This is a genomic window from Neolewinella litorea (assembly GCF_004803465.1).
In the GTDB taxonomy this organism is placed as follows: Bacteria; Bacteroidota; Bacteroidia; order Chitinophagales; family Saprospiraceae; genus Neolewinella; species Neolewinella litorea.
In genome coordinates, this window is the sequence record NZ_SRSF01000001.1 from 462665 (window position 1) to 479983 (window position 17319).

General features: G+C 60.7%; 14 protein-coding genes. 5 read left to right on the forward strand and 9 right to left on the reverse strand.

The features are described from left to right. Nucleotides 1-46 precede the first annotated feature (46 nt). A complete protein-coding gene (locus tag E4021_RS02010; RefSeq protein WP_246050196.1) occupies nt 47-1156 on the forward strand; it encodes a TlpA family protein disulfide reductase in 1110 nt (369 codons plus the stop codon). Here E4021_RS02010 and galK read toward each other — a convergent pair. The 6 genes from galK to E4021_RS02040 all read right to left on the reverse strand — a co-directional run bounded on the left by galK (nt 1153) and on the right by E4021_RS02040 (nt 7576). After that, nucleotides 1153-2325 (reverse strand): galactokinase, encoded by a 1173-nt coding sequence (gene galK, locus E4021_RS02015; protein WP_136456223.1) that lies wholly within the window; start codon nt 2323-2325, stop codon nt 1153-1155. The two genes, E4021_RS02010 and galK, sit on opposite strands and share 4 nt — an antisense overlap. Then, entirely contained in the window at nt 2322-3047 is a 726-nt protein-coding gene (locus tag E4021_RS02020) for a YebC/PmpR family DNA-binding transcriptional regulator (RefSeq protein WP_136456224.1), read from the reverse strand. The genes galK and E4021_RS02020 overlap by 4 nt, the downstream gene beginning before the upstream one ends. A gap of 89 nt (nt 3048-3136) precedes the next feature. Beyond that, nucleotides 3137-4312 carry a 3,4-dihydroxy-2-butanone-4-phosphate synthase gene (ribB, locus tag E4021_RS02025; protein ID WP_136456225.1) on the reverse strand — a complete coding sequence of 392 codons (1176 nt, stop codon included), beginning with the start codon at nt 4310-4312 and terminating at the stop codon, nt 3137-3139. Next, complete coding sequence (locus tag E4021_RS02030) at nt 4266-5432, reverse strand: glycosyltransferase (RefSeq protein ID WP_136456226.1); 1167 nt, start codon at nt 5430-5432, stop codon at nt 4266-4268. The genes ribB and E4021_RS02030 overlap by 47 nt, the downstream gene beginning before the upstream one ends. Nucleotides 5433-5612: 180 nt before the next feature. Beyond that, complete coding sequence (gene fbaA, locus E4021_RS02035) at nt 5613-6689, reverse strand: class II fructose-bisphosphate aldolase (protein ID WP_136456227.1); 1077 nt, start codon at nt 6687-6689, stop codon at nt 5613-5615. Nucleotides 6690-6733: 44 nt separating this feature from the next. Continuing rightward, a complete protein-coding gene (locus tag E4021_RS02040) occupies nt 6734-7576 on the reverse strand; it encodes a menaquinone biosynthesis family protein (RefSeq protein ID WP_136456228.1) in 843 nt (280 codons plus the stop codon). A gap of 82 nt (nt 7577-7658) precedes the next feature. On the opposite strand from E4021_RS02040, the gene E4021_RS02045 reads away from it, so the two are divergent. Further along, nucleotides 7659-8357 carry an RluA family pseudouridine synthase gene (locus tag E4021_RS02045; RefSeq protein ID WP_136456229.1) on the forward strand — a complete coding sequence of 233 codons (699 nt, stop codon included), beginning with the start codon at nt 7659-7661 and terminating at the stop codon, nt 8355-8357. Nucleotides 8358-8360: 3 nt separating this feature from the next. On the opposite strand, the gene E4021_RS02050 is transcribed toward E4021_RS02045, so the two are convergent. Then, nucleotides 8361-10004: a S41 family peptidase gene (locus tag E4021_RS02050; RefSeq protein WP_136456230.1), complete on the reverse strand. Its 1644-nt coding sequence runs from the start codon at nt 10002-10004 to the stop codon at nt 8361-8363. Nucleotides 10005-10132: 128 nt separating this feature from the next. Here E4021_RS02050 and E4021_RS02055 point away from each other — a divergent pair, with 128 nt between their 5' ends. Genes E4021_RS02055 through E4021_RS02065 form a run of 3 tightly spaced genes read left to right on the forward strand, consistent with a single transcriptional unit; the run spans nt 10133 to nt 14003 of the window. After that, nucleotides 10133-12454 carry an SDR family NAD(P)-dependent oxidoreductase gene (locus E4021_RS02055; RefSeq protein ID WP_136456231.1) on the forward strand — a complete coding sequence of 774 codons (2322 nt, stop codon included), beginning with the start codon at nt 10133-10135 and terminating at the stop codon, nt 12452-12454. A 1-nt stretch (nt 12455) separates the two neighbouring features. Continuing rightward, a complete protein-coding gene (tmk, locus tag E4021_RS02060) occupies nt 12456-13076 on the forward strand; it encodes a dTMP kinase (RefSeq protein ID WP_136456232.1) in 621 nt (206 codons plus the stop codon). A gap of 24 nt (nt 13077-13100) precedes the next feature. Next, nucleotides 13101-14003, forward strand: coding sequence for an MBL fold metallo-hydrolase (locus E4021_RS02065; RefSeq protein WP_136456233.1), 903 nt, complete (start codon nt 13101-13103; stop codon nt 14001-14003). Here the strand turns inward: E4021_RS02065 and miaE are convergent. Together miaE and glgP are read right to left on the reverse strand one after the other, a co-directional pair. Continuing rightward, nucleotides 14000-14602, reverse strand: a complete 603-nt coding sequence (gene miaE, locus E4021_RS02070; RefSeq protein ID WP_136456234.1) for a tRNA-(ms[2]io[6]A)-hydroxylase — start codon at nt 14600-14602, stop codon at nt 14000-14002. The two genes, E4021_RS02065 and miaE, sit on opposite strands and share 4 nt — an antisense overlap. Continuing rightward, on the reverse strand, nt 14602-17160 hold the full coding sequence (gene glgP / locus E4021_RS02075) for an alpha-glucan family phosphorylase (protein ID WP_136456235.1): 2559 nt from the start codon (nt 17158-17160) through the stop codon (nt 14602-14604). Before glgP ends, miaE begins: the two co-directional genes overlap by 1 nt. Nucleotides 17161-17319 lie beyond the last annotated feature (159 nt).

Sequence of the window (17319 nt, forward strand, 5' to 3'; positions counted from 1 at the left end):
TTCAACCAAAAGCGCGCCAATTTCCTTCCTTACTAAAACCATGCTGATGACCCGTTCGCTTCTGCCGCTTCTCGGTCTGTTGGCCGTATTGCTGTCCGCCTGCGACTCCGCGGGTAACGCCGACGGTACTACCATCAACGTTCACCTGGAGAATGCCAATGGCCTGTCGGCCAACCTGGACCGTATCACCATTGCCGGGGAACAGGAAATGCTGCGCAACACGCCTATCGACGACGGCGGCCATTTCTCCTTTTCGTTCGCCGAGCCGCTGTCGGACGGCCTGTATCAAATCCGGGTAGGGGCACAGAAAGCCACCCTGGCCCTGGATGACGCTGACGGTACGGTCGAGATCGAGGGGAAACTGTCCACCTTTGGCAATTACGACTTCTCCGTCACCGGATCGGCCGATGCCGCGGAAACGGTGACCACCATGAACCGAATTCAGGAAGTAGCCGGTTTGGATGAATTTCAGGAGATGATCGGCGCCGTAAACAACGACTATACCGCCGCCTACGTGGCCTTCCGCGCGCTGCAACGCGCGGGGGAAGCCGGCCTACCCGTACACGAGGCTGTGGTGCAACGGCTGCCCGAGGGCGACCCCAGCCGGGATAACTACAACCGTTACCTGGAGCAGCTCAAGCAGCAGATCGCCTTCGCTAAAAGCCAGGAACTGATCCAGCCCGGCCAGCCCGCCCCGGACCTGGTACTGCAAAATCCGGAGGGTGAAAAAGTGGTCCTGTCCGACCTCCGCGGCCAGGTCGTGCTTCTGGATTTCTGGGCTGCGTGGTGCGGACCGTGCCGCCGGGAAAACCCCAATGTTGTTAAGGTCTACAATAAGTATAAGGACCAGGGATTCACGATCTACAGCGTGAGCCTGGACGGTATCGACGATAACCAGGCCGCGCGGCTTACGCCCGAGCAACTCGAAGTGGCACGCGACAACCAGCGGCAAAAATGGGTAGCCGCCATCGAGCAGGACGGCCTCATCTGGGAAAACCACGGCAGCGAACTAAAGCGCTGGAGCGGCGAAGCCTCGGCCAAGTACGGCGTGCGGGGCATTCCGGCCACCTTCCTCATCGACCGCGAAGGCAAGATCGCCGAGATCGGACTACGCGGCGCCGCCTCCATCGAACGCGCCCTACAACGGGTACTCTAGACGAAGCGGGTGCCTGCCGTGATGTGTACGGGGTAGAACTCCGGGGTGAGCCCGTAGGCCGACCGATACGCTTCCGTCAGTTCCTGCTTGAATGCTGCAATGCGGTCGTCGCGAACCAGGTTGATGGTACAGCCCCCGAATCCGCCTCCCATCATACGGGAACCGGCTACGCCTTCGATGCCCAGGGCGCGCTCCTGCAGAAAATCAATTTCCGGACAGCTTACTTCGTACAGGTCGCGCAGCCCGGCGTGGGTGGCGTTGAGCAGTTCACCGAATTCCGCTGCGTTACCCGCTTCGAGCGCAATGACGGCCCGACTGACCCGCGTGTTTTCATCGACAACATAATGGGCCCGCTTGCGGGGCGTCTCCTCCATTTCTTCCGCCACGACCTGCAACTGATCGGGTAAGGTGGCGCTCAAATGGTTGATTCGCGGAAAAGTAGCGTGCACCACCTCCAGGGCTTCCTGGCACTCGGCCACCCGAATGCCGTAGGCACCGTCGCTCAGGTCGTGCAATACCTTGCTGTTAACCAACAGGAACGTGTACCCTTCTATGTCATTCTTGACCGGCTCGCTGGTAAGCGTGTGGCAATTGAGGATTATGGGTCCGGACGGTGAGCCGTTCAGGCTGGCAAACTGGTCCATCACCCCACACGGGATGCCGAGGAAAGTGTTGCTTGACCGTTGGCAAAGCGCGGCCAGCAAGGGGCGGCTCATCTTAGCTTGCAACAACTCATTCAACACGAAGGCCATCCCACCCTCCAGGGCGGCGGAACTGCTCATCCCGGCACCACTCGGCAGGTTACCGCCAAAGACGATCTCCATTCCGGGAAGCAGGTGCCCCTGGTCCTGAAATTGTACCCCAATGCCGACCAGGTAATTGGCCCAGAGGTGTTCTGTACGGCCGGTGAGGGGCAGCGCGACTTCCAGTTGTTGGCCAAGGTCGACGGCGTGTAGCTTCCACATGGGCTCGTCCAGCGTCCGCACCGCGAAGTACAGGCTGTAATCAATGGCCGCCGGCAGTACCAGTCCCCCGGTATAGTCGATGTGCTCACCGATCAGGTTGACGCGGCCGGGAGAACAGACGCGGTACGGCCATTCTTCCCAGGCGGGTAATTCAGCAGCGGTCAGGTATTCGGAAAGGTGGGTAGGGGGGACGGTATCGTTCATTCTTCGCTTTCGTCCATGGTATGGAAGACGTTGGCGACATCGTCATCCTCTTCCAGCATGTCGATGAGTTTGATCACGGCTTCGGCTTCGGTATCGCTCAGCGTTTTGGTATGGTTGGGCAGGTAGATCAGTTCGGCGTTGTCGACCGCGATGCCCCGCTCCTCCAGCTCGTGCTGGAAACTGCCGAAATCCTCGAAGGCGGTGTAGAATACGATCTCCTCGTCTTCCACGACCAGACTGTCAAGACCGGCGTCGATCAGTTCAAGCTCGATCTCTTCCAGGTCGTGCTTGAAGTTATCCTTCTTCACCCGGAATTGGCCCTTACGCTCAAACATGTAGTCGACCGAGCCGTTGACGCCCATGCTTCCTCCGTATTTGGAGAACACGTGGCGGATGTTGGCCACGGTGCGGTTATTGTTGTCGGTAGTGGCCTGCACGAGAATGGCGATTCCGTGGGGTCCGTAACCTTCAAAAGTTACCTCGTCGTAGTTGGCCGAGTCCTTGTCGGTAGCGCGCTTGATGGCGGCGTCGACGTTGGCCTTGGGCATGTTGACCGCCTTGGCGTTGGCAATGGCCAGGCGCAGGCGGGGGTTGTAATCGGGATCGGGGCCACCTTCCTTGATAGCGATGTTGATCTCACGTCCGACCTTGGTGAAGGCCTTGGCCATGCCGGCCCAGCGCTTCATCTTCCGCGCCTTGCGGTATTCAAATGCACGTCCCATAGGGTACTGTCAATTTTGCGCAAATATACATTCTTTCGTTACCCGTGGTGACCGACTGAGCGGGCGACGAAAATCTTCCGGTGGGGCGCCTACATGGATACGAACTCGACAATCTCCAGCCCGTAGCCCTCCAGGCCCACCCGCTGTTTGGGCGAGTTGCTGAGTACCCGCAACTTGGTTACCCGCAGGTCCCGCAGGATCTGGGCGCCGATGCCGAAGTCACGCTGCTCCTCGCTGCGCGGCTCGGGCGGGTTGACGGATTTGCCGTCCTGCATCCGTGACTTCAGCAGACGCAAGCCGGCAATGATGTCGTTCGCGTCTTGGTGAGGGCGCATGAACAACAGGATTCCCTTGCCCGCGGCGGTGATCTTCTCCAGGGGGCCGCGCAAGCCCGTGCTGTAGCCACTCAGGAGGCTGTGCAGCAGGTCGCGACTGCTGGTGCTGCTGTGGACGCGCGTCAGGACCGGCTCGTCGATCTGCCACTGACCGTGGGTCAGGGCCAGGTGTACGTCCTCGTTGGTGGTCTGCCGATAAGCGTGCAGCCGGAAGGGTCCGTAGCGGGTCTCCAGGTCCATGCTGAATTCACATTCCACCAGACGCTCGGTGCGCAGCCGGTAAGCCACCAGGTCTTCAATGGTGACGATCTTGAGATCGTGCTGGGCGGCCAGTTGGATAAGTTCCGGGAGGCGGGCCATGGTGCCGTCCGGCTTCAGGATCTCGACCACCACGCCGGCCGGAAAGAGGTTGGCCATCCGGGCCAGGTCGACGGCCGCTTCGGTGTGGCCCGTACGGCGCAGCACGCCGCCCTTGACCGCCCGCAAGGGGAAGACGTGGCCGGGCCGCGCGAAGTCAGATGGCCGGGCGCTCCGCTCCGTGAGGCGGCGCATGCAGGTGGCGCGGTCGTAACTGCTGATGCCCGTGGTACAGCCGTGGCCGATCAGGTCGATGCTGACCGTGAAGGCCGTTTCGTGGATGTCGGTATTGGTGTTGACCATACGGGGTAGGTCCAGTTCCTCGGCCAGTGATTCCTCGATCGGAGTGCATATCAGGCCTCGGCCGTGGGTAGCCATAAAGGTGATGATCTCGGGCGTCACCCGTTCGGCGGCGCAGACGAAGTCGCCCTCATTCTCCCGATCCTCGTCGTCGACGACAATGACGACCTTTCCCGCCCGGATATCCGCTACGGCTTCCTCAATGGTATTGAGTTTCGCGCGGATTTCAGCGTGTTCCATCTTCGTGGCTTCGGTGAGAAGGTTGCCAGACATTCGTTCGTATTCCATTTGCATAATCAATCAAACCCAGCAGCAGTGCCGCATTCATGGCCATAAAGTACCGGAGTGCGCGGACGCGGGTGCAGAGCAGGGCCAACAGCAGCAGAAACGCCAGGGTACCCCAATAGTTGCCCGTCAGGAACCCCAGCCCGACCACGCAGGCCAGGCCGGTAAGTAAAAAAAGCGGCGTAAGCCAGCGCAAGACCTTGTGACTGAAAAAGGCGAACGCCAGCCCCGACCCGAAGGGCGGCCACCAGAGGCGGCGAAAATAGACCAGATTCTGCCAGTTGCCGGCACCGATGCGGCGCTTTCTGCGGAATTCATCCCGGAGCCGTTGACCAACGCCTTCCTCCACCCCGGCCCGCGGACTGCTTACGCCCCGCCAACCCCGGGCGTATGCCCCCATGCAGAGAAAGAAGTCGTCGACCAAAAAGCTCGGTGGCACCGGCGTATAGAGCTCCCGGCGCAGGCCCCAGCATCCGCCGAACGGCCCGATGAACCGGCCGAAGACACAGCTCTCGGCCTCCTTCAGTGCCACCTCCCCCCGTATGTAGCGGTCCTCAAGGTCACTGATGTCCCCGCTATCGGTTCCGGTATGACGCACCCGGGCATCGGTGACGCCCACGCGTGCATCTTCAACCATGGGGCGGATCAGTTCGGTAATGGTATCCGGGTAGAGGATTACGCTGGCGTCGGTCAATATCAGCACTTCCGGTTCCGACGGCAACTGCCGGTACAATTCATTCACGGTCGCGGGTTTACCCAGGCGACGGGGGTTGCGTACCACCTGACAGCTCCCCGCCGGTTGCGCGGCGGCGAATTGCCGCAGCAATTCATCCGAGCCGTCGGTGCTCAGGTCGGAAGCGAAGTAAAATTGCAACCGCCCCCGGTAATCCTGCCGTTCCAGTGAACGCAGCTTGCGGGGCAGAATGCGCGCCTCGTTATGGACGGCCATCAGGACGGCAACCGACGGCCACCGCTCCACCGTTTTCGGTGGCGGCTGAACATGGCACCGGCGCGCCGCCGCCCACTGTACGGCTACCGGATAGAGGACGTAGGTATGAATAACGCCCACTGCGCACGCCGACAGCAGGATAAGAAGTAGCCAAAGCACGGCCAAAGATAATCCGTACCCGGTACCCACCGGGCGCGGTCACCTACAATGAGCAGCGACACCTCCGCTCCGCTGGCCGGGGTGTCGCTGCACTACAAAGTATGGTGGTTGGGATCTGCCGTTGCCGCCTTCAGCCGTATTCTAAGGCAAAGTCTAAAGGTATTATAGGCGGTTGGCCGACTAGCTCTTCAGAACGTCAACGCAGTTCAGGTCTTCAAAGGCTTGCTTGAGGCGTTCGTTGAAGGACTGCTCGGCTTTGCGGATCCAGTTGCGGGGGTCGTAGTATTTCTTGTTGGGCTTTCCGTCGCCTTCGGGGTTGCCGATCTGGCCCTGGAGGAAGTCGCGGTTGGCGGCTTCGAATTTGCGCACGCCATCCCAGTACGCCCACTGCAGGTCGGTGTCGATGTTCATCTTGACCGCGCCGTAGCTGATGGCCTCCCGGATCTCCTCCTGGCTGGAACCCGATCCGCCGTGGAATACGAAGTGGATGGGGTCTTCCTTCAGGCTGAGCTTTTCCTTGACGAACTCCTGGCTATTCTTGAGGATGATGGGCCGCAGTTCCACGTTGCCGGGCTTGTACACGCCGTGTACGTTGCCGAAAGCGGCGGCGATGGTAAAGCGGTTGCTGACCGCGCTGAGTGTCTGGTAGCTCTGGAAGACTTCTTCGGGCTGGGTGTACAGGCGGCTGCTGTCGACGCCGGTGTTGTCGACGCCGTCTTCCTCTCCGCCGGTGACGCCGAGCTCGATCTCGATGGTCATGCCGATCTTCGACATCCGCTCGAAGTAGCGCTTGCTGGTTTCCAGGTTCACGTCGATGTGCTCCTCGCTCAGGTCAAGCATGTGGCTGGAGTAGAGGGGGAAGCCGCGCTTGGCGTAAAACTTCTCCCCGGCGTCGAGCAGTCCGTCGATCCAAGGCAGGAGTTTGTGAGCACAGTGGTCGGTATGCAGGATGACCGGTACGCCGTAGGCTTCGGCCATGGTGTGTACGTGCATGGCTCCGCTGAGTCCGCCGGCGATGGCCGCCTTTTCGTTCTCGTTGCTAAGTCCTTTGCCGGCGAAGAACTGCGCCCCACCGTTGCTGAACTGGATGATGACGGGGCTGTTGACGTCGCGGGCCGTTTCGAGGACGGCGTTGACGGTGCTGCTGCTGGTCACGTTGACGGCCGGCAGGGCGAACTGGTTCGCCTGAGCGTAATTAAATACTTCGGTTACTTCGTCACCGTGGAGGACGCCGGAGCGGAAAGATTGCTTGACCATGCTGGACTCACTTTTTTTGGGTACGTCGGCAAAGAAACGGAAAACTAGAGAATGTAGTCGTCCAGTCCCGGGGGTATCACGCCCTTGACGCGGCCGTCGTTGAGGAAGTGACGCACCGCCGCCCGACCTTCCTCGCCCAGATCAACCGTAAAATCGTTCACGTAGAGTTCAATGTGGGCCCGCATCACGGCGGGGTCCATGGCCTGGGCGTAACGGCGCACGTAAGCCTGGCTTTCGGCGGGATGGTCCAGGGCAAACTGCACGGAGCGCCGCATGACGCGGTCCATGCGCGCCTGTACGTCCGGCGGCAGCGACCGTGACACGGCGATGCCGCCCAGTGGGATGGGCAGTTGGGTACGTTCTTCCCACACCTCTCCCAAGTCGGCGATTTTCTGCAAACCGCGCTCGGCGTAGGTGAATCGGTTTTCGTGGATCAAGAGTCCGGCCTCGTAGGTGCCCGCCAGCACCGCGTCTTCAATCTCGCTGAACAGTACTTCGGTTTTATCCAGCAGGGTGGGGTAGAGCAGGTCCAAAAGGTAGTTTGCCGTGGTATAATGGCCGGGGATGGCCACGGTAGCGGGTACAAAGCCCTCCGGCACATCCCCCTTGCCGCCCGCGCGCACGAGCAGTGGCCCCACGCCGCGCCCCAGGGCCGAACCGGCGTTCAACAGCCGGTAGGCCGCCGTGACATGTCCGAAAGCGTTAAAGCTGAGCTTTGTTACGTCCAGTTCCCGGCGCAGTGCGCGCTGGTTTAGGGCTTCCACATCCTCAAGTACGGGCTCGAAGCGTAAGCCTTCGGTATCAATTTTTCCGTGCACCAGCGCATCAAAAATGAAGGTGTCGTTGGGGCAGGGACTGAATCCGAGAGTGAGGGTGTGATCTTCCAAAGGGAGAATATTTAGGGGCGGGGTCTAACGTTCCGCTCCGCCCGGCGTTACTTCGCCGAACCGGCAAGAAAAAGACACCTACATGCAACTGCAAGTTTTATACGAAGACAATCACCTCATTGCGGTCAATAAACCCGCCGGTTACCTCAGCCAGAGCGACGCTACGGGCGACGTGACGGTGATGGACCTGGTACGGGAATACATTAAGGTGCGCTACGGTAAACCGGGCGACGTCTTCCTGGGCTCCATCCACCGGCTCGACCGACCGGTTTCCGGAGTGATCCTCTTCGCCCGTACCTCCAAGGGCCTTTCCCGCATGACGGAGCTGTTCCGCGACCGCAAGGTCACCAAAACCTACTGGGCCATCGTGGCCGAACAACCCAGTCCGATCGAGGGCCGGCTGGAGGGTTACATTTACAAGGACGCCAAGAAGAACGTGAGCAAGGTGCTGCCCAAGGCCAATTCCAACCGCCACCAGGGAGCCAAAAAGGCCGTGCTGGATTACCGACTGCTCGGACGGGTGGGCTCCAACGTCCTGCTGGAAGTCAAGCCTGAAACGGGTCGGCCGCACCAGATTCGCGTGCAGCTGGCCCAGCAACTGGAGAGTCCGATTCGGGGCGACCTGAAGTACGGTTTCCGCCAGGCCAACGAGGACGGCAACATCAACCTGCACAGCCGCAGCCTCGAATTCCTGCACCCCGTCAAGAAGGAACAAGTCCGCATCGTGGCCGAGCCACCGCGGCAGGACCAGCTGTGGCAACTCTTTGCCGGAATCGAGTAGACGCTATTTGTTGCCGCGGGCCGCGGCCAGTGGGTCGGTGTTGCGCAGCAAGCGCAACGCTTCCTGCACTGTCTCGTCCTCCTGGTTGTAGATCTGGTAGTAGGCCCCGGGCCCGAACAGGTGCCGTCCTAAGCGGGCGGTGAACTGTCGCTCGAGTTCCGACCTCAGGTGGCGCGGCAGATCCGTGCTGACGCCCTCGTAGTCGCGGGCCGCCAGGGTGGCCAGGGAATCGATAACGGCGTCCATATTCGGCCGGAAACTCCGCTGCAGTTCACTCACGTCGGCGTAATCCCGCACCTCAGGGTGGGCCCGCAGGTAGGTGAACATGTACGGCGCGATCTGCTGCCGCAGCCGCAGGAAGTTCTCGTTGTTGAGGCTGCTGTCTAGCGGCACGTAATAATCGGGCGTGATGCCGCCACCGCCGTACACCGGGTAGCCGTTGTCGGTGTAATAAACCAGACTGCTGTCGACCTGCACGTGGGTCCGCCCGGTAAGCTCCCCACTTTCGAAGCGGCGGTTGAGGTCGCCGCGGTAGTCGTCGTCGCCTTCGTAGCTGCGCTGGATGCTGCGGTCACTCGGCGTATAGTAGCGGGCTACGGTAAGTCGAAGTGCCGAGCTGTCGGCCAGGGGATACTGTTCCTGCACCAATCCCTTGCCGAAGGTGCGCCGGCCGACGATGATGCCGCGGTCGTGGTCCTGAACGGCACCGGCCACGATCTCGCTCGCACTGGCCGATCCACCGTCCACCAAGATGGCCACTTTTTGGATGTTGTAGCGGGCACGTCCGCTGGACTTGTAGGGCTGGCGGCTGCTGTTGCGACCCTCGGTGTAGACGAGTAGGGTTCCGCGCTGAACGAACAACTCGCTCAGCATTTTCGTGGCTTCCTGCAGGTAGCCGCCGGGGTTGCCCCGCAGATCGATGATCAGATTCTTGGCACCGGGCTTTTCCAGGTGCTCTTCCAGCGCCTGCATGAACTCCGAATAGGTGTTCTGGCTGAAACGGTTGATCTTGACGTAGGCGGTCTCTTTGTTGATGGTGTAGGCGGCGTCCACGCTATACACGGGAATGGGGGCCCGCGTGATGGTGAAGGGCATCAGTTTTCTCTGTCCGGGCCGGCGAATGCGGATGGTGACGTCCGTACCTCCTTCGCCCCGCATGAGTGCGGCGGGGTCTATGCCCCTTTCCTCGACGGCGGTAACCAGGCTGTCTTCGACGTAAATGATCTGGTCGCCTGGCAATAATCCGGCTTCGGCGGAGGGCCCTTCGGGCAGGGCACTCACCACGGTGATCGTATCGTCCACCACCAGGTATTCAATGCCGATCCCTTCAAAGTTGCCTTCCATGGATTCGGTGAGGGCTTGCAGTTCTTCTTTGGGGATGTAGCTGCTGTGGGGGTCCAGTTCTTCCAGCACGGCGTTGATTGCCGCCTCGTAGAGTTTTTCCTGGTCGGGCTCATCGACATAACGGGCTTCGATATAGCCCATCAATTGCTCGACCCGGCCGCCGGAATTTCCGGTGGTTCCACCGCCGCCAATGGAAACCAGGGGGGCTTCGGTGCGCAGGAGAAATCCGGTCAGTAATCCGATCCCCAGCATCAGGCTGTAGGTCAGGGGAGTCCAGATGTTTGTCTTCGTGTTGTTGTGCATAACCCAAACTGAAAGGGCAAAGGTAAATATTAGTTTCGCCGTCACTCAATTTGTTTGACGCTGCTGTCGGCCGGCCCCTTTCCGACTGGGGGCTTTTTCCTATTTTGCCGCTCACCCGTCTCCGCTTTATGTCCTTATTGGCTATCGCCTACAGTCACGAAGATCTCTCCACCGCCCAGCGCCTCGCCGGGGCCGTTGAGCCGCAGGTCGAGTTCGAACACTACTCCGCCGGCCGGGCCAACGAGGGCGAACTGCTTGTAGACTTGCTGCGCAAAAACCAGCTGCCGCTCGTCGTGCTGGTGAGCCACAATTTCCTGACCAACCCAAACTGCATGCTGCGCGCGGCCGAGTGGCTGCAGACCGACCGCACCATCCTGCCCATCGTGGTGGACGGCCATCGCTATGATCCGGACCAGGACGAGGTTATCACCGAAACCACCACCCTGGCCGACCGCTCCGACATCACCCGCTACCTGAGCCTCTGGCAGGACCGCTACATCGAACTGCGGCGCGGTGGGGAGCACTACACGGACGCCGTCGGACAGCACGCCTTCAAAAATTACCTCCGCAAGATCCGCGACACCAGCATCGGCGTGGAAGAGGTTATGGAACTGATCCTGGCGCGCCAGCCCATTGAAGATGCGGAACTGCGGGCCACCGACTACGCACCCCTCTACCAAATGGCCGGCCAGCGCAAGCCCCTTCCCCAGGAATCTTCGGGGGCGGCAAGCGCGGGTGCCACACCTGAACCCCAAGTGCCGGCTTCCCCGGCACCACAACCCGCTCCCGCCCCCCAACCCGAACCCGAAGAAATGACCGATACCCTGCTCGAAGAATCCATCGAGGAACAACTCCAGGAGTGGATCTCCCGCGCCTGGAGAATGTCCGACGCCGGCGATACCGCCGGTGGACTGGAACTGCTGCACCTCTCCCTGGAAAACCACCCGGAGGAACTCGAACTGCACTACCAGTACGCGCTCATGCTCGCCCTGGCCGCTAACCGGCTGGCGGATGCGCGGGAGGAACTCGACGCCCTGCTGGACAACGACCCGCACTATCCCGATGCCCTGTTTCTCAGCGGCGAACTCTACAGCGCAGCGGGTGACCACCAGCGCGCGCGCGACGACTGGGAGCGGCTCGTGGACGTGCAGCCCGCCTACCCGGAAGTAAATCAGCGCCTGGGCTACTTGCTTGCCGATCATTTTCCGGGAGAGATTACCGAGGCCGTCGCCTACCTGCGTCGGGCCACCCACGAGAGCAGCGCCAGTGGAGAGCTGTTTTTCCGCTACGCCGAAGCGCTGGCCCAGATCCCCGGTAAGGAAAGAAAAGTGGTCAAAATGCTGGAGAAGGCCATTCAGCGCGATCCCGAACACGCCCCCGCCCACTACCGTCTGGCGGTAGCGCAATTCGACCAGGGTGATTTTCAGCAGGCCCGGAAGAACTACCTCCTTGCGGTCAGCCTGGAGCCGGCCTTCGACACCCCCGCCAATCGCCGCGCCTTCCAGGCCGCCGGTCGCCCAACTCCCGCTACCACCGGAAATTCCGGCGTTGCTAATGAAGCCCTGGTGGCCCTGAAACAAAATATCGCCGACCTCGAAGCCATGCTCCTGGAGCAGAGCCGCCCGGCACCCGCGCCCGCCGCCCCGGAAAAACCCGGTTCCGGCAAAACGGTCTTTCTATCGGGAGCTACCTCCGGCATCGGATTGGCTACCGCGCGCCGCCTGGCCCGGGAAGGGTACCGCATCATCATTGCCGCCCGACGCACCGAAAGGTTGGATAAACTTGCCAGCGAACTACGCGATACGCACGGCACGGAGGTTCACCCCATTACGCTTGACGTGTCCCGCCGCGACCGGGTAGGGGAGACCGTAGAGGGGCTGCCCCCGGAGTGGGAAAACATTGATATCCTGATCAACAACGCCGGCAAGGCCAAGGGCTTCGACCCAATCCACGCCGGAGACCTCGACCACTGGGACGAGATGATCGACGTGAATTTGCGGGGACTCCTTTACGTCACCCGTGCCATCACCCCCGGCATGGTGGCCCGGGGCCGGGGCATGGTCATTAACGTGGCCAGCACCGCCGGCAAGGAAGTGTACCCCAACGGCAACGTGTACTGCGCCACGAAGCACGCCGTCGACGCCCTGACCTACTCCATGCGTCTGGACCTGGTGAAGCACGGCATTCGGGTTGGACAAATTTGCCCCGCCCACGTGGAGGAGACCGAATTCGCCGTGGTACGCTTCGACGGCGACCGCGAGCGCGCCCGGATCTACGACGATTTTCAACCACTGCGGTCGGTTGACGTGGCCGAAGCGATCCACTTCATGGTCAGCCAGCCGCCCCACGTAAACATTATGGACGTGGTGCTGCAGGGCACCCAGCAGGCCAGTTCTACGGTCGTGGACCGTAGTGGTCGCGCCAAATTCGCCCCGGCGGAAGAAGAATAGTATGTCACGTCCCCTGTTCATCGTAATTGAAGGTCTGGACGGCAGCGGCAAGACCACCCAGCTCGAAATGCTCCGCGACTACCTGCAGTCCCGCGGCGAGTCATGTCGCCTCACCGCCGAACCGACGGACCTGCCCACCGGTCGGCTCATCCGCAGCATCCTGCAAAAGGAGATCTCCGTCGACCCCCGAACGCTGGCTGCGCTTTTTGCGGCCGACCGCGTCGAGCACATTTTCCACCCGGAATCCGGCATACTGGATCTACTGGCCGCCGGTCACCACGTGATCGCTAGCCGGTATTACTTCAGCAGCCTGGCGTACCAAAGTGAGTTTGTCGATCCCGGCTGGATCGCCGCGCTGAACCGGCAGGCCAAGACCGCCTTGCCCGCCGACCTGACCATCTTCCTCGATCTGGAACCCACCGAAAGTATGCAGCGTATTGCCGGGCGCAACGGTGAGGACGAACTTTACGAAACCCTGGAAAAGCTGACGCACGTCCGAGAAAGCTTTCTTGCCGCCTTCTCCGTATTCGGGGAAGGGGAGAACATCCAATACGTAGACGCCGGCCAGCCAGTGGTGGCCGTAGCCGATGCCATTATCGAGCACGTGGAAGCGTTGCGTTAATTACTCATCCAGAATTTTCTTTTTATGGTAATTATAATTGACCTTCACTTTCTGGATAAACCCAAATCTATTGCCGCATTCGCGGTGCCCGATGATGCAGGGTACACGCTGGTAGAATGCGGACCCTACTCCACGCACGAAGCGCTTATTGAGGGATTAGCAAACGCTGACATCCGGCCCGAACAGGTGCACACACTGCTGCTCAGCCACATTCATTTCGATCACGCGGGTGCTGCGTGGTGGTGGGCGCAGCAGGGGACGCAAGTGCACGTTCACCCGCGCGGGTACAAGCATATGCTCGACCCGACCCGACTGTATAATTCAGCCCGCCAGATTTACGGTGGCCGCATGGAAGAACTGTGGGGTAAGATGGAAGCCATCTCTCCCGATCGGCTCACCGCCGTAGAGGACCGACAGGAACTCACGATCGGAGGTCGGCGATGGACGGCCCACCACACACCCGGGCACGCCAGCCACCACATCGCGTGGCAGGTGGACGTTTCGGTATTCACGGGGGATGTCGGGGGTTGCCGCATTAACGCAGGTCCGGTGGTTCCACCCTGCCCGCCGCCGGATATTGACGCGGAGGCCTGGTATGCTTCCATCGATCGGTTACGCAGCTTGCAAGCGCAGCGGTTCTACCTCACGCACTACGGAGAAATAAGCGACGTCGATCGTCATCTGACGGAACTCGCAGAACGACTGGATGAATTTGTCCGCTGGATAGAACCCTACTACCGGGACGGTACCAGCGCCGAAACGGTCGAGCCGCTCTTCAAACGGTTCTACAGCGACGGTCTGGTGGAAGCCGGCGTTTCCCCCGTTGATCTGGAATCTTACCTGGCGGCCAATCCGCCGTACATGAGCGTGACGGGCCTCTTGCGGTACCTGCGGATCCGCGATGAGCGGGCCGCGCAGCACGGCTAGTGCATCCGGTCGCCCCGTACTTCCAGTTTTTGCATCAATTCGGCCTCGAAGGTCAGGTATTCCTTCCAGCGCTGGTCGACCACATCCCGCGGAAAATACTTTCTCGCCAATTCGATGAATAGTACGTAGTGGCCTGCTTCGGCCACCATGAACTTGTGGTACCACCTGCGTAGGTCTTCGTCGGAGACGTACAGGCTCATCAGCCGGAAGCGCTCGCAGCTGCGCGCCTCGATGAGGGCGAAGATCAGCAGGCGTTCGAGTAGGGCGGCGTCGCGTCCGCCGCCCTTTTTCGAAAAGTCCAGCAGTGCGTTCACGTACTCGTCCTTGCGCTGCCGACCTAGCTTCAGTCCCCGCCGGTCGAGTTCGGCGAGGACCGCCCGGAAGTGGCCCCACTCCTCAGTGACGATGGGGGCCAACTCCCGGACGAGCTCGTCGCGCTCCGGATATCCCTGAATCAAAGAGATGCAACTGGTGGCGGCCTTCTGCTCGCAGTAGGCGTGATCCGTCAGTATCTCTTCCAGGTCCATCTCCGCCAGGTTCACCCACCGCGGGTCGGTGGGCAAGCGCAGGTTCAGCATTTGGACGGTTGCCGGTTCCATCAGATCCAGTATACCAGATTAAGGTCCTGGGCGTGCGGCATCAATTCGTGCGTCGGACGCAGGCGGAAGCCATACTCGTACACACCGGCAAGGCTCGGGTCGAGCTGAATGCGGAAAGTAGCTGTGCCCTCGGTGCTTGCTATCCGTTCGAAGGGTTGGCTGCGCCGCAGTACGATCTTTTCCTCGTCGATGCGCTGGTAAAAGAGCGCTTCCAGTACCAGGTGATCCGCGTCGATGCCGTTGGTGGCGATCACCACCTCAGCGGTGAAAGATTCTCCGACGGGCAGGGCGTGGTTCATGGTATCGAAACTGTTGTTCTCCACGGTTTCGATACCCTCCCAGCGGGCGGCGGTGTCCTCCTTCCAGGCGGCGTAATCCCTTGCCGGCTGCATACCGTCCTGGCGTATCGCGGCGGCACTCTTGCCCAGGGGCAGGTAGTATCGCTCGTAGTAGTCGTCCATCATCCGCTTCATTGTAAAGGTGGGAGCCACCTCGGCGATGATCTGCTTCACGTAGCCCATCCATTCCGGACTGATGCCCCGCTCATCGCGCTTGTAGAAGGTCGGGATGATCTCTTCCTCGAGGATGCGGTACATGGTCTCGGCGTCAAGCTCATTCTGCAGGTACTGATCGTCGTAGGTGCGCTCCAGCGGCAGGGCCCAGCCCGCGTCGGGGCGGTAGCCCTCGGCCCACCAGCCGTCGAGGACAGAGAAGTTGACCGATCCGTTCAGGGCGGCTTTCATGCCTGAGGTGCCGGAGGCTTCCAACGGTCGGGTTGGGGTATTCAGCCAGATGTCGACGCCCTGCGTAAGCAGTTTGGCCATCTCCATATTGTAGTCCTCCAGGAAGATTATCTTGCCGGCGAACTCCGGATCCTTGCTGATGTGGACGATCTGCCGGATGAGGTCCTGTCCGCCCTGGTCGGCCGGGTGCGCCTTTCCGGCGAAGAGAAAGATGACGGGCTGGTCTTTGCGGTTGACCAGTTCCCGCAGTCGGTCGCGGTTGGTGAACAGCAGGGTAGCGCGCTTGTAGGTGGCAAAGCGGCGGGCGAAACCGAGCACGAGGGCCTTGTCGTTGATCTTGCTGAGGATGTCGAAGGTGGTCCGGGGGCTCTCGCCGCGGCGGCGCATATCGACTTCAAGCTTCTTCTTCACGTAGTTGAGCAACCGCACCTTGAGGGCATGGCGCGTCTTGAAGAGGGTCTCGTCGTCGATCTGGTGGACTTTCCGCCAGATCTCCTTGTTGCTCTGGTCCCGCACCCAATCGTTGCCGAACTTGGTCGTGAACAGGTCATGTATGCTCTCCGCGATCCAGGTAGGGTAGTGGACGGAGTTGGTGACGTAGCCGATGTGCACTTCCTCGGCCGTGTAGCCCGGGAAGAGACTGGTGAACATTTCCTGGCTCACCTGTCCGTGCAGGCGGGATACCCCATTGACGCGCTGGCTCAGACGGATGCTCAGTTTGGACATATTGAAGTCCTCGTGCTCATCCTCGGGGTTCAGACGGCCCAGGGCCATGAAGTCGGACCATTCGATCCCCAGTTCGGACGCGTAGTTGTAGAGGTACGACCGCATCAGGTGCTCCGAGAAGTGATCGTGGCCGGCCGGCACCGGCGTGTGGGTGGTGTATAGACTGGAGGCGCGCACTACTTCGCGGGCTTCGGGGAAGGTAAGACCACCGTCAACGTAGTTCTTCAGGCGCTCAATGGAAAGGAAACCGGCGTGCCCCTCGTTGAGGTGGTAGATGTCCGGTAGTAGGTTCATTTCCTCGATAGCGCGTACGCCTCCGATACCGAGCAGGATCTCCTGCTTCAGGCGGTGCTCGTTGTCGCCCCCGTAGAGTTGGTGCGTCAGGGCGCGGTCTTCTGGGCTGTTGTCTTCGTGGTCGGTATCGAGCAGGTAAAGCTTGATGCGGCCAATGGCCAGGCTCCAAACCTTGACCTGCACGATCCGGCCCTGGATGCCTACCGTGATTTTCAACCAGTTTCCGTCTTCGCGGCGGACGGGCTCCACCGGCAGTTGGGTAAATTTCTGGGCGGGATAGTGGTGTACCTGATCGCCGTTGAGACTCAGTCCCTGGTTGAAGTACCCGTAACGGTACAGCAATCCTACGCCGAAGAGGTCGACGTTGCTGTCGCTGGCTTCCTTCAGGTAATCGCCGGCCAGTACGCCCAGGCCCCCGCTGTAGAGTTTCAGGCTGATGTGCAGTCCGTACTCCATGCTGAAGTAGGCCACCCGCGGCAGATTCGGCTTTTGCGGCTCGGCCAGGTAGGCATCAAAGGCCTTCTCGGCGGCGTTGACGCGTTGTAGGAAATCCTTGTCTTGAGCCAGCTCGTTGAGGCGGGCGGGTGCCAGGTTCTCCAGCAGGGCGACCGGGTTATAATTTAGTTCTACGAACTGCTGCGGATCGATGCTCATAAAGAGTTCCGAAACCTGGGGCATCCACGACCACAAAATATTGTGGCTCATCCGGTGCAGGGGGGTGAGGGCTTCGGGCAGCTGGTTCTGGATAAAGATGCGCTTTAGCTTCATCTCCGTGTTCGTTGGGGTGATAGTCATATCTATACTTGTCGGTTGGTGGAAATTGCGCACCATCAGGCGGGGACGCCGGTGCAGCGAGTAAGCGAAACGGCGTTGGGGCGTGGTTTAGAATGGAAGCACAACTCGGTACCACTTTAATGGTCCGGTTGCCTAGTGCAGACTGAAAAGCGTTTCGCA